The organism is Clostridium sp. (assembly GCF_036643715.1).
GTDB lineage: Bacteria > Bacillota > Clostridia > Clostridiales > Clostridiaceae > Clostridium.
In genome coordinates this window covers 1-12,584 of the sequence record NZ_JAVXRL010000015.1, presented here as the reverse complement: position 1 = coordinate 12,584, position 12,584 = coordinate 1, and the positions used below count along the sequence as shown (strand labels likewise).

Annotated in this window: 14 protein-coding genes; 2 read left to right on the top strand and 12 right to left on the bottom strand. The window is 27.9% G+C overall.

All coding sequences use genetic code 11. The annotated features are described in order from the left end of the window. Position 1: 1 nt before the first annotated feature. From RSF37_RS06200 to RSF37_RS06165, 8 genes are all read right to left on the bottom strand, one after another. Positions 2-826 carry a transketolase gene (locus tag RSF37_RS06200; protein ID WP_332563535.1) on the bottom strand — a complete coding sequence of 275 codons (825 nt, stop codon included), beginning with the start codon at positions 824-826 and terminating at the stop codon, positions 2-4. A 259-nt stretch (positions 827-1,085) separates the two neighbouring features. Beyond that, positions 1,086-1,439 carry a type II toxin-antitoxin system PemK/MazF family toxin gene (locus RSF37_RS06195; RefSeq protein WP_332563534.1) on the bottom strand — a complete coding sequence of 118 codons (354 nt, stop codon included), beginning with the start codon at positions 1,437-1,439 and terminating at the stop codon, positions 1,086-1,088. An 8-nt stretch (positions 1,440-1,447) separates the two neighbouring features. Then, positions 1,448-1,675 carry a hypothetical protein gene (locus tag RSF37_RS06190; protein WP_332563533.1) on the bottom strand — a complete coding sequence of 76 codons (228 nt, stop codon included), beginning with the start codon at positions 1,673-1,675 and terminating at the stop codon, positions 1,448-1,450. A 507-nt stretch (positions 1,676-2,182) separates the two neighbouring features. Next, the gene (locus RSF37_RS06185) at positions 2,183-2,872 is read right to left on the bottom strand and encodes a germination lipoprotein GerS-related protein (RefSeq protein ID WP_332563532.1); all 690 of its coding nucleotides are present in this window, start codon (positions 2,870-2,872) and stop codon (positions 2,183-2,185) included. Positions 2,873-2,922: 50 nt separating this feature from the next. Beyond that, positions 2,923-4,428: an NAD(P)H-hydrate dehydratase gene (locus RSF37_RS06180; RefSeq protein ID WP_332563531.1), complete on the bottom strand. Its 1,506-nt coding sequence runs from the start codon at positions 4,426-4,428 to the stop codon at positions 2,923-2,925. A gap of 2 nt (positions 4,429-4,430) precedes the next feature. Continuing rightward, positions 4,431-4,799, bottom strand: coding sequence for a holo-ACP synthase (gene acpS, locus RSF37_RS06175; RefSeq protein WP_332563530.1), 369 nt, complete (start codon positions 4,797-4,799; stop codon positions 4,431-4,433). A gap of 63 nt (positions 4,800-4,862) precedes the next feature. Continuing rightward, positions 4,863-5,192: a DUF6514 family protein gene (locus RSF37_RS06170; protein ID WP_332563529.1), complete on the bottom strand. Its 330-nt coding sequence runs from the start codon at positions 5,190-5,192 to the stop codon at positions 4,863-4,865. Between the two features lie 523 nt (positions 5,193-5,715). Beyond that, positions 5,716-6,063: a single-stranded DNA-binding protein gene (locus RSF37_RS06165; protein ID WP_332563528.1), complete on the bottom strand. Its 348-nt coding sequence runs from the start codon at positions 6,061-6,063 to the stop codon at positions 5,716-5,718. Positions 6,064-6,167: 104 nt separating this feature from the next. On the opposite strand from RSF37_RS06165, the gene galE reads away from it, so the two are divergent. After that, positions 6,168-7,154 (top strand): UDP-glucose 4-epimerase GalE, encoded by a 987-nt coding sequence (galE, locus tag RSF37_RS06160; protein ID WP_332563527.1) that lies wholly within the window; start codon positions 6,168-6,170, stop codon positions 7,152-7,154. Positions 7,155-7,191: 37 nt separating this feature from the next. On the opposite strand, the gene RSF37_RS06155 is transcribed toward galE, so the two are convergent. After that, complete coding sequence (locus tag RSF37_RS06155) at positions 7,192-8,034, bottom strand: YihY/virulence factor BrkB family protein (protein ID WP_332563526.1); 843 nt, start codon at positions 8,032-8,034, stop codon at positions 7,192-7,194. A 246-nt stretch (positions 8,035-8,280) separates the two neighbouring features. Here RSF37_RS06155 and RSF37_RS06150 point away from each other — a divergent pair, with 246 nt between their 5' ends. Further along, complete coding sequence (locus tag RSF37_RS06150) at positions 8,281-9,159, top strand: aldose 1-epimerase family protein (protein ID WP_332563525.1); 879 nt, start codon at positions 8,281-8,283, stop codon at positions 9,157-9,159. 42 nt (positions 9,160-9,201) lie between these two features. Here RSF37_RS06150 and RSF37_RS06145 read toward each other — a convergent pair whose 3' ends face one another. The 3 genes from RSF37_RS06145 to RSF37_RS06135 all read right to left on the bottom strand — a co-directional run bounded on the left by RSF37_RS06145 (position 9,202) and on the right by RSF37_RS06135 (position 12,321). After that, complete coding sequence (locus RSF37_RS06145; protein WP_332563524.1) at positions 9,202-11,472, bottom strand: ATP-dependent DNA helicase; 2,271 nt, start codon at positions 11,470-11,472, stop codon at positions 9,202-9,204. A gap of 40 nt (positions 11,473-11,512) precedes the next feature. Next, the gene (locus tag RSF37_RS06140; RefSeq protein ID WP_438519086.1) at positions 11,513-11,662 is read right to left on the bottom strand and encodes a YvrJ family protein; all 150 of its coding nucleotides are present in this window, start codon (positions 11,660-11,662) and stop codon (positions 11,513-11,515) included. Between the two features lie 68 nt (positions 11,663-11,730). Continuing rightward, positions 11,731-12,321 (bottom strand): DUF1836 domain-containing protein, encoded by a 591-nt coding sequence (locus RSF37_RS06135; protein WP_332563523.1) that lies wholly within the window; start codon positions 12,319-12,321, stop codon positions 11,731-11,733. Positions 12,322-12,584: the final 263 nt, after the last annotated feature.

The window sequence follows — 12,584 nt, the reverse complement described above, 5'->3', positions numbered from 1 at the left end:
ATTACTTTTCTCCTCCAATTTCAGCTATTGCTTTTTCACATTGTTCCTTACTTGGAGCAGTACCATGCCAGCTTGCGTCATTTTCCATAAATGAAACGCCTTTTCCTTTTACAGTCTTACAAACTATTGCTGTTGGTTGACCCTTATGATTCTTAGCTTTTTCAATAGCTTCTAATATTTCGTCATAATTATGTCCATCTATAACTAATACATTCCATCCGAATGCTTCAAATTTCTTATCTATTGGTGAAGGGTTCATAACTTTTGTTATATCTCCATCAATTTGTAGTCCATTAAAATCTATAAATATAGTTAAATTATCTAATTTGTAGTGAGCTCCACACATTGCAGCTTCCCACACTTGGCCTTCTTCTAATTCTCCATCACCTAGTACTGAATATACTCTGTAATCTTTTTTATCAACTTTTCCTGCAAGTGCCATTCCAACTGCTGCTGAAATACCTTGACCTAATGATCCTGTTGACATGTCGATTCCTGGTAGGTCATTCATATTTGGGTGACCTTGTAAGTTTGATCCAAATTTTCTTAAAGTTAATAATTCTTTAGGATCGAAAAATCCTCTTCTTGCTAAAGCACTATATAAAACTGGTGCTGCATGACCCTTTGATAGAACAAATCTATCTCTATTTTCCATTTTAGGATTTTTTGGGTCTATGTTCATCTCATTAAAGAATAGTGTTGTTACGATATCAGTTGCAGATAATGATCCACCTGGATGACCTGACGCTGATTCTGTAAGCATTGTTACTATGTCTTTTCTAATAATTTTAGCTATATCAATTAGCTCTTCTTTATTCTTTTTCATTTTATATCCTCCCAGCATTTAATTTAACCTTATAGATTTAGTTTTCCGCTTTTCACAGGTTTTATTTTATCATATTTTTGGATGTTTGTATACACTATTTATAGGCCAAAACTCAATAGTATTGCACATTAAAAGCATTAGCGTATGCTACTTCCTTTTAGGTATCCTTTACATGCATTTTTCGACATTTATTCACTATATAATGAATGTTATACAATAATAAAAGCTACGCCAATGTAATCATTTGCGTAGCTTATATTTAAATTAAATTTAAACTTATTAATAAAGCTCTGTTCACTTTTCTCATATCTTCATCTGTCATATGTCCTATTTTTTCTTTTAATCTTTTTTTATCTAGAGTTCTAACTTGTTCTAAAAGAACAACTGAATCTCTATTTAAACCATATTCTTCTGATGAGATTTCTACATGAGTTGGTAATTTAGCTTTATTTATTTGTGATGTTATAGCCGCTACAATAACAGTAGGACTATATCTGTTACCTATATCATTTTGTACGATTATTACTGGTCTGATTCCGCCTTGCTCTGATCCTATAACAGGGCTTAAATCAGCATAAAATATATCTCCTCTTTTTACAACCATTGTAGTCATAAGAATTATCACTCTCCGCGAAGCCATATCTCATAATCATTAACATCAATTAGTTCATGTTCCGTCATCGAAGCTAACTGCAAATTAAGAAATGCCATTTCTTTATAGCCTTCTTTCATCTGCTTCTCTGTCTCATTACTAATTTGTTTATCTATATATACTATTAAATTATCATCATTATATTTACAATTATTTTTTTCTAAATACATTTTTTCCAAATCCTTTAAATATGACATAATAATTCCTCCTAGTTTTACAAAGAGTTTATGTATATTTAAATTATATATAAAATTGTGTCATTATGTCAAAGGATTTGTCAAATTTGTTTCTAAATTATAAATATTCTTCAATTTTTTATCATTTTTTGTGGTTTTATAATTAATAGTATTATTATTTTTAAGTTAATTCAAAAAATATCTTGTCCTTAAAATTAACTACTTATTGATTTAGCATTATGAATGTTAGTCACATCTTTATATAACTTATTCCATAACTTATGTACGGTACTCTATTTACTTCTTTAAGATGAACTCACATTACCTTTCAATGTTAATGCTCGTTGGCTTTATTTTTATTTTTATAAACTTTTAAGTATTTAGCTTTGCACATATACCATGCCGCATCCTAATGTTTATTATTTTCTAATCTTTTCAATGCTTAACTTACTAAGTTTATTAAGCAATATGTATTTTTTATAATTATTATCGAAACCCAATTTTTCTTAAAGAGTCTTTTTTAATATATTATTGTTTTCCTTGGTTAGGTAAGAATTTTTCTTCATCACATTTTTTCAATTCAGAAAACTCTCTATAATCCATTTTAACTCTTTCTTCACCTTTATTATCGTAAATTTTTATTAACATTGGTTCTTTTTTTGACTTATTTACATATAAAGTTGCTTTATCTAAATGATCATTGTTAGAAATTAGATCAATATCTACTTTTAAATATTTCAAATCTCCCCACTCATCTTGTCCCTCTTCAACCCCTATAATAGGGTTTTTTAGAAGTTCACTCATTATGGACAGAGTGTAGAAATTATCTAAATTCCTTTTTACTTCATACACTTTATTTTTCTTATTATAATTCATTATTATTATATCATCTTTGTAAATTTTGGTAAGTTCTTCTCCAAAGTCAATTCTTATTCCATGATCATTACAGAACAAAACCTTAGTCTTTTCAGTGTATTCACCCTTATCATTCTTTATTGTGTATTCTACAATAGATTCGTAGTTATCCTTATTTTTTAATTTTTCTAAAACATCTTCATTAGTTGGTGACAAAATACTTCTAAACATGATAACTAATATTATTGATATAAAAGGTATTGTCATAATAAACGTAATTAGTAATTTATATTTTATTCCTTTTTTATCTTTTTTATCATTTTTTTCTTTATTTAGCTCTTTGACTCTATTTAATAACTTCATAACCCCTCCATAGTTTTATTACTCCTTAATAGTAATATTAAACTAGGTGGTTAATTATTCTCTTTTTCACATAATTCTTGTATTGTTTTAGGTAAGTTCTCTATTATATCTCTTGCATTTACTATATATCTACTCCTTGAAAGCTCATCACCTATTAATCCATGAATATATGCTCCAAGTAATGCTCCTTCTAAAAGAGTCAACTTCTGTCCACAGAAGGATGTTATTATTCCTGTTAAGCAATCTCCCATTCCCCCTGAAGCCATCTTACTGTTTCCAGTTGGATTTATAAAAACTTCTTTTCCATCTGTTATTACTGTGTTGTACCCCTTTAAAAGAAGTATTATATTATGATCATTCGCAAACTTTTTAGATAAATCTATTCTATCTTCTGAAACTTCTTTAATTGTTTTATTAGTAAGCCTAGCCATTTCTCCTAGGTGGGGAGTAAGAACTGCCCTACCGCTTATTCCTTCAAGTAAACTTCTATCTTCACTTATTATATTTAGCGCATCTGCATCTAAAACCAAATTACATTTAGTCTCATTAATAACTCTATTAAGTAATTCCTTACTATTATATGAAGTGCTAAGTCCTGGTCCACATGCAATAATATCATAGCCATTAAAATCAATTATATCTTTTGCATCTTTATATTCTATAATCATACTTTCTGTAAGCCTTCCTCTTAATGAATCAGCTACAGTTTTATGAGTTAATAAAGTAACTAGTCCACTGCCTGTCCTAACACAACTTTCAGTTGAAATAAAAGCTGCTCCTGTATATTTTTCACTCCCTGCAATAACTAATACTTTACCGTAATTACCTTTATGTCCATTCTTGTTTCTTACTTTTATAAACCCTTTATACTCTTCCCTTGATAATAAGTAAGTCATTTCACTCATTCTTACCTTTAGGAAACTTGGAACATCAATATTTACTATTTCTACTTTTCCAATCATATCGATTCCATCATTTATAAAGAATCCTTTTTTTAATACTTCTATTGTATATGTTATGTCTGCCTTTATAGATACTCCAAAACTTTTTCCACTGTTTCCATCTAACCCTGATGGTATATCAATGGATATAGTTTTATTCGAATATGTATTTATTAAATTTATTACTTCTTTAAATATACCAGTTATATCTCTATTTAATCCTACTCCAAATAATGCATCAACTACATAATCAGCACTTAAAATACTATTCTTTAAACAATTAACATTACTTATGTTACTAACTTCAGTAATATTAATATTCAAATTCTTTACTATATTTAAGTTTGTTTTAAAATCACAACTTGCCTTATTCACATTTCCAACTATTATTATTTGAACTTCTTTTCCATATAAATTTAATTTCCTTGCAATAGCTAATCCATCGCCTCCATTATTACCTGTTCCACAAAAAACAACTATACTATTTCCCATATTTTTAATAGACTCCGTTATTTTATTAGCTGCGTTTTCCATTAGAACTATTGATGGAATCCCTATATTTTGAATTGTATAATCATCTAAATACTTACACCCTTCATTACTTAGAATTTCCACAATTATTCCTCCTCAATTACAGCAAATGCTATGGCACTATCATTATTATGAGATATACTAACTTTAACTTTTAAATTTTTATTCATTAGTTTAGTTATTTTATCGCTAAGTATAACTTCAGGTTTACCAAGAGAATCTCTTAAAACTTCAATATCACTAAAGGCAAAACCTCTAATACCTGTTCCGAGTGCTTTACTTATAGCTTCCTTTGCACTAAAAGATCCCGCTACTGTTTCACTTTTCAAATTTCTACTTTTTAAAAATTCTATTTCTCTTTCAGTAAACATTTTCTCTAAAAATTTTGGATTTCTTTCAACTGCTTTTTTAACTCTTTCAATTTCAATTATATCTGTACCTATACCAAATATCATTTTGCTCATCCTCTCTTATTATATATTTTACTATAATTTAAGGATGTTTGTTTTTAAATTAATCTAAACAATTTGCATAGATTGAAAATCGATGTTGTTAAAATCGCTAACAAACTTATCAACATAATCGCCTATTATGTCAATTAAGTGAATTGGTGAAACTTGATTATCGTAAAGCATCTTTAATAATCCTTTTACCTTTTCTTCTACAGGTGAAACATATTCAACTGAATCTTTGTATGAATCAATAACTAATTCACCTTTGTAGTCTACTCTTTCCACTTCAATTCCAAAAATTTCATTTTGACCAATTAATGTTTTTGTAAGCTTGTACTGATATTTTCTTTCGATACCATTTGTCACTCTAGAAAAAACAAATTTTTCCTTAATCATATTAATCTCTCCCCCCTCAAGAAGTAACATTACCTCTCTATGTAATAAAATATATCATAGTTCTAATGTGAAATATGTCAAAGGGTGTTCGAGTTATATTTTTTTTACTGACATCTTTCGTAGTATTCCGAAGAAAATTCTTATGTTTAACAGATTTATTCCATGTTTTAGTATTTTTAAAGCATATTTTTTTGTCGTTTATTAGTTTTTTTTATAAAAAAAGAATGTTTATAAATTATATAAATTAATTTTTTTATTAAGTTGTGCTTAATTCTCTATTATAATTACACACTTTGCCCTTATTTTGTATTTTTTTACATAAAAATAGAGCAATATAATTTGCTGTATTTTAAATATACCCAAATTAAAATTACTCAAATATAAAAATAAAAAAGAGCTTCTCAGCTCTCTTTTCTCGTATCCCTAAATAACCATAATTGAAAACGTGAATACGTTATCACTACCCATGTGTTAATTATATCACATTAACCCTTATAATTACAATAATTTTATTTTTTTGTATTTACTCTATAGCTTTATGTTCTGTATTTCTTCTATTATTTATAAATTTAAAATCTTCTGCAACAACTTCTGCAATATATTTCTTATTTCCATCTTCATCTTCATAACTTCCTGTTCTAAGTCGTCCGCTTAAACTTATGTAATCACCCTTTTTTAAATATTTACATATAACTTCTGCTCTCTTTCCCCATACTGTTACAGGAATTAAATCTGACTTCCTAGTTCCATCAGCAGCTTTAAAACTTCTTTCTACAGCAACTATAAATTTACTATTAACCTTATCATTAAACTCTAAATATCTAAGTTCAGGGTCCCTAATTAATTTTCCTACTAATACTATTTTATTCATCTTAATACCTCCTGAATATTTATATATACAATTATTTCCTTATTCATATAAAATATTCATGTTATGGTATAATATTTTTATATTTATTAATAGGGGTGATGCACATGTCAATTTTAGTCTGCGGTGGTGCTGGTTATATAGGTAGCCACATGGTAGCTGATTTATTAGAAAACGGTCAAGATGTAGTAATATTAGATAATTTAGAAAAAGGTCATAAAGATGCTTTACTAGGTGGAAAATTATATATAGGTGACTTAAGAGATAAAGACATATTAAATAAAGTATTTACAGAAAATAATATAGAAGCAGTTATAGATTTTGCTGCATATTCATTAGTTGGGGAAAGTATGACTGAACCATTAATGTACTTTAATAATAATGTTTGCGGTACAATTAGTCTTTTAGAAGCTATGAAAGAACATAATGTAAAATACATAGTATTCTCTTCAACAGCTGCAACTTATGGAGAACCTGAATTTATTCCGATATTAGAAGATAGTAAAACTATCCCAACAAACGCTTATGGAGAATCAAAGTTATTAGTTGAAAAAATTCTTAGTTGGTGTGATTCAGCTTATGGTATTAAATATACTAACCTTAGATATTTTAATGCAGCAGGAGCTCACATAAATGGTAAGATTGGTGAAGACCACTCTCCAGAAACACACTTAATCCCACTTATACTTGATGTAGCTTTAGGTAAACGTGATAAAATTATGATCTTTGGAGATGATTACAACACTAAAGATGGAAGTTGTATAAGAGATTATATACATGTAACTGATTTGGCTGCTGCTCATTCACTTGCTCTTAAGAGATTAATGAGTGGTGGAGAAAGTAGAGTTTATAATTTAGGTAATGGTACAGGTTTCTCAGTAAAAGAAATGGTTGATATAGCAAGAAAAGTTACAGGTCACGAAATACCTGCAGAGCTTGCTCCTCGTAGATCTGGTGATCCAGCCGTTTTAATAGCTTCAAGTGAAAAAGCTATGACAGAACTTAACTGGAAACCACAATTTAATTCAGTTGAAACAATTATAGAAACTGCTTGGAACTGGCACAAAAATCATCCAAATGGTTATTCTAAATAAAATAAAAGAAAAAACTAATGTGATGGTATTAATATCATCACATTAGTTTTTTCTTTTCTAAAATGGAATTTACCTCAACTCCAAATATAAATACCATTGAAGTTATAAATAGCCATATCATAAGAGCAAACACTGCCCAAAGACTTCCATATATTCGAGAATAATGACTAAAATTATTTATATAGTAAGAAAAGCCTAATGATACTACTAACCATACTAATGTTGTTATTATGGCTCCTGGTAGTACATTTAAAAATTTTATTTTTTTAGCTGGAGCTACTTTGTATATCATAGCAAAAACAACTATCATCATCGCTATAATTATTACATATCTAAGTATATTCCAAACAAATGTTATTAGATGCTCAAAAGGCAATACTTGATTTAAATAATTTCCTATAAGATCACCAAATACTAACATAGCTAAAGTAGATATTATAGTTAATGCTAATGCAATTACACCAATCATACCTATAATAACTCTATTTACAAAAGACCTATTTTCTTCAACATCATAAGCTTTATTAACACCTTTTATTACTGCTCTAAATGCAGAGGAAGCTGCCCATATTGTTAATATACCTGAAACTCCAAGCACACCAGTATGTTGCGTAGTAACAACTTCTTGTATTGTACTGCTAGTTAATTCATAAACTGCAGTTGGTAGTATACTTTGTAATCCATCTAATACTTCAGCTGAATTAAACTTACTAAAGCCTATTAGAGTTATAAGAAATATTAAAAAAGGGAAAAAAGATAATATCAAATAATATGCAAGTTGGGATGCTAGTGCAAAAATATCGTCTCGTTTTACCTTTATAACTAAATACAAGATGATATCCAATGCCGACTTGTTATTTCCTTTATTCTTTCTACTCATATTATATCCACCTATTATAATTATTTTAAAAGTTCCATTGTATAATATCATTTATTTACCATTGTAGCAAAAAATATTTATTATGGTCTATTATATTTACTTATCCAATGACCAAATTATGTATTTAATAACGTTTTTAACTATAGTATAATTTATTATATAAATTCTAATATGTTAAATTTAATTTTTACATATTAGATATTTTTTATTAGTTTTTTTAAATTTATTTGAAAGGGAGTGTTTAATTTGATATATACACTTAAAAATCCAACTATTAAAATAACAGCTAGCACTTACGGTGGTGAGCTTCATAATTTAACTTCTGAAAAGACAAACACTGAATATTTATGGAATGGTAATTCTAACTATTGGAAATATCACGCTCCAATATTATTCCCAACAGTAGGTAAAGTTAAAAATGGAGAATATAGAGCTTGTGGTGAAACTTACAAATTACCTCAACATGGACTTGCTAGAGTTTCAGAATTTAATATGATTGATCAAAAGGATGATTCAATAACTTTTGAATTAAAATATTCTGATGAAACTTTAAAAGTATATCCATATAAGTTTTCTCTTAAAATAAACTACACTTTAGTTGATAACGGTGTAAAAGTTACTTATTTAGTTAAGAATTTAGATGATAAAACAATTTACTTCTCAATCGGAGCACATCCAGCATTCATGTGTCCTATAGAAAAAGATGAGACTATGAATGATTACTACTTTGAATTTAATGAAATTGAAACTAGCCCTGTAATGATGCTAACTTCTGAAGGCTACTTCGTACATGAAGAAAAACCTTACTTAGTTGATTCAAACATAATACCAATAAGTAAAGAGGTTTTTGCTAGCGATGCTTTAGTTTTCAATAATTTAAAATCAAATAAGATATCCTTAAAATCAAAAAACCATAACAAATCATTAACTATGGACTTTACTGGATTCCCTTACATGGGATTATGGTCAATGGCTACTGGTGCACCATTTGTTTGTATTGAACCTTGGTATGGACATGCTGATTTTGATGATTTCACTGGAGAATTCAAAGATAAGGCTGGTATCCAATCATTAAACGTTTCAGATACTTTCACTTGTAGTTATACATTATCAATAAATGAATAAAAAAATAAGATGATACTTTTAGTATCATCTTATTTTTTATTATTATTTTAAACTATCCATAAGGACTTTATACTTTCCTGATAAATATCTATCATCTATAAATAATACTCTACCTTCATCCTCTTCTGTTCTTATTACTCTTCCCGCTGCTTGAAGAACTTTATTTATACCAGGATAAATATATGAGTAATCATATCCCTTTTCTTCAAAGTAATCTTTTATAATTTCTCTTTCTATTGAAATTTTAGGATACCCAACACCAACTATAGCTGTACCTATTAACATATCCCCTGGCAAATCTATACCCTCTGAGAATACACCTCCAAGGACACAAACTCCAACTACATTTCTATTTTCTCTAAATTTATTTATGAAATTCTCTCTATCTTCTTCAGACATTTCTTTATTTTGAATAATTAATTCATATCCATCAAGTTCACCATCTAAATTATCTATAAATAATTCTAAATACTCATATGATGGAAAGAATATTAAATAATTACCTATCTTATTAGTTACAAAATTTCTTATTTTACTCTCTATATCTTTTATAGTGCTTCTTCTAGACCTAAACCTAGTATTAGCTGGATATACTTCTTTTAAAAGTTTATCTTTATCAAATGGCGTCTCTAACCTTAACCTATAAGAATTTTCATCCCCACCTAAAAGTTCCATATAATAATCTATAGGTGATATAGTCGCAGAAAATATTATTGTTCCTTTAACTTTATCTGTAATACTTTTTATTTTGTCTGATGGATCTATACAAAATAATGTTATATTGACTTCATCCTTATAAGTATCAATATAAGTTACATACTCATCACCATAATATTCACTTATACCTAAAAACTTATTTATATCAAAGTATATATCTAATAGCAGTTCATAATAACCTTCATTTTTAAGTTTAATTAAAAGTTCCTCACTCTCAGCTACAAATCTTCTAAGGTGCTTATATAACTCTTTAGGTGCTTCCTTTTCATAATAATTATCACATTCTCTAGCTTCACACTCTCTTCTAATATTAACAAAATAAGAGTTTATGCTATTAACTACTTTATATAAATTAGGAACCTTTCCTTTAAGTTCCCTTCTAAGTTCTAAAAATTTAGACTTGCTTAAACTTGCTGAGTACATACCTCTTCCACGATCAACTAAATTATGTCCCTCATCAATTAATAATGCTATGTCTTCACCCATATCTTCAACAACTCTTTTAAGACCTACTCTTTTATCAAATATATAATTATAATCGCATATTATTCCATCACACCAATTTATCATATCTAAAGATAATTCAAATGGACAAATTTTTTCCTTCTCTGCTTTCTCTATTATCATCTCTCTATTTATATTTTTATCTTCTTTTAATAAATCAAATACAACTTCTTTACTCTTATCATAATAATCCTTAGCATATATACACTCATCAGGATTGCAGCTAACTTTATCATTTAAACATATCTTTTGTTTTGCAGTTAATGTTAATGTTCTAAATACTAACCCTCTATCTCTAAGTATGTTGAAAGTATTTTCTGCAACTACGCTATTAACAGTTTTTGCAGTTAAATAAAATATCTTTTCTTTAATCCCTTCTCCAACTGCTTTTATTGAAGGAAATAAAGTTGATACAGTCTTACCAATACCTGTTGGTGCCTCTGCAAATAATATTTTTCCATCTCTTAGCGTTCCGTAAACAGCTCTTGCAAATTTAAGCTGACCTTCTCTATATTTAGGGAACGGAAACTCTAGCTCCTTTATTGATAAATTCCTCTTCTCCTTATGATCTACAGTAATAACGACATATTTCTCATATATACTAATAACATCATAAACAAACTCTTTTAATTCCTCAAAAGAGTACTCTCGTCTAAAGCTCTTAACTTCATTACTTTCTAATTGATAGTAACTAAGCTGAATGCTTAATTTATCCTTATTATTTTGAAACCCAAATATATACGCATATACTTTTGCTTGAGCCCAGTGCAATTCATTTTTATCATCTATTTCTAACAATGGTCTATATGTAGATTTTATTTCTTCAATAATGACATCTGTGTCTTCATATATTATTCCGTCAGCTCTTCCATCTATTTTTAAAAGGAAGTCTTTAAGTTCAATTTCTTCACTTAAATAGACTTCCTTTTCATACTTGGTAAACATTTCTTCATTACTCTTTTGAAGTTTTTGATGAGCTCTTATACCTTCAACAGCTCTCTTTGAAGTGGAAAACCTACTATCTATACTACCTGTTTTAAGTACAAATTCCACGAGACCTCTTACAGACTCTTTAATAACTTCTTTTTTCATACTATCCCTCACATAATTTATCTTATGTTTTAATTATAACCTATTTATCAAATTTGCTCATTACATTAGATAAATTATTTATGCTATTTGATAGTACTTCAAGTTTCCCCTCTATTCTCATTAAAAGATATAATGAAATAGCTATAGGAAATCCTACATTGCCTATCACTTGAACAAAACTCTCCATCATAATCCCCTCCTTTAATTTAAATATATGCAATAAAAAAAATGACACTAATATTAGCATCATTTTTCAATCTATTCCTTGTGATATTCTTTTACTATCTTCTGTACTAATTTTTTAATTACGCTAGCCTGAGCTATCAAAGATACTACTAATAAGAATATTCTAATTCTTTCTTCTTCGTCGCCTTCTAAGTTCAATTTATTAACTATATCGTCTAACTTTTCTTCATTATCCGCAGAAGTTGATAAAAATGTCTCTAAACTATCCTTTTGCATCTCCGCAAACATCTTGTATGCATGTTCCCATGATATAATGTCATCTGTTCTATCATTAATTTCATTAAAAGCTAAGCTAAATACCTTTTTAATCTCATCAGTTGTAAGAATTGGTCTCATATAGCTAAGTAGTACTAATTGTACTAAATGAAGTTTTGTATAACCTCTTTTCTTACCATCTTCAGGTTTTGTTATAACTTCACTCTTTATGTAATTTTGAACTATGTTATTTGTGTATTTGTCATCAGCAAATTTATCATTCAAATAGTCGATAACCTGTGATAGAAACAAATCATACCTTGGAAGATCATCATACGAAATCATACTATTTTTAGACATTTCTTCGGCAAGCTCATTTATATAATCAGAATTTATTTTATTACTCATAGTTATTCGCCTTACCTCCATCTAAATCTTAATATTATTATATAGTATAGATAAACTTATTACAAGTTACTTTTACCATTATTATATTTTATTCTTTACCTATTTAGCATATTTTAATCACTAACTATTTAATTCCAATATTTTATACTAATTTATGTTTTTTACATTTTTATTTAATAAAGTAATATTTTTTTGTATTTTTTTGAGTTATTTTCTCATCCTAAATTTCGACTTTTATTAACTGAGTTTAAACGGTCATTTTT

Excerpts from the sequence above, each read along its gene's own strand:
- RSF37_RS06200 (WP_332563535.1), bottom strand. The coding sequence starts at position 826 with ATGAAAAAGAATAAAGAAGAGCTAATTGATATAGCTAAAATTATTAGA.
- RSF37_RS06195 (WP_332563534.1), bottom strand. The coding sequence starts at position 1,439 with ATGACTACAATGGTTGTAAAAAGAGGAGATATATTTTATGCTGATTTA.
- RSF37_RS06190 (WP_332563533.1), bottom strand. The coding sequence starts at position 1,675 with ATGTCATATTTAAAGGATTTGGAAAAAATGTATTTAGAAAAAAATAAT.
- RSF37_RS06185 (WP_332563532.1), bottom strand. The coding sequence starts at position 2,872 with ATGAAGTTATTAAATAGAGTCAAAGAGCTAAATAAAGAAAAAAATGAT.
- acpS (WP_332563530.1), bottom strand. The coding sequence starts at position 4,799 with ATGATATTTGGTATAGGTACAGATATAATTGAAATTGAAAGAGTTAAA.
- RSF37_RS06170 (WP_332563529.1), bottom strand. The coding sequence starts at position 5,192 with ATGATTAAGGAAAAATTTGTTTTTTCTAGAGTGACAAATGGTATCGAA.
- RSF37_RS06165 (WP_332563528.1), bottom strand. The coding sequence starts at position 6,063 with ATGAATAAAATAGTATTAGTAGGAAAATTAATTAGGGACCCTGAACTT.
- galE (WP_332563527.1), top strand. The coding sequence starts at position 6,168 with ATGTCAATTTTAGTCTGCGGTGGTGCTGGTTATATAGGTAGCCACATG.
- RSF37_RS06155 (WP_332563526.1), bottom strand. The coding sequence starts at position 8,034 with ATGAGTAGAAAGAATAAAGGAAATAACAAGTCGGCATTGGATATCATC.
- RSF37_RS06145 (WP_332563524.1), bottom strand. The coding sequence starts at position 11,472 with ATGAAAAAAGAAGTTATTAAAGAGTCTGTAAGAGGTCTCGTGGAATTT.
- RSF37_RS06140 (WP_438519086.1), bottom strand. The coding sequence starts at position 11,662 with ATGATGGAGAGTTTTGTTCAAGTGATAGGCAATGTAGGATTTCCTATA.
- RSF37_RS06135 (WP_332563523.1), bottom strand. The coding sequence starts at position 12,321 with ATGAGTAATAAAATAAATTCTGATTATATAAATGAGCTTGCCGAAGAA.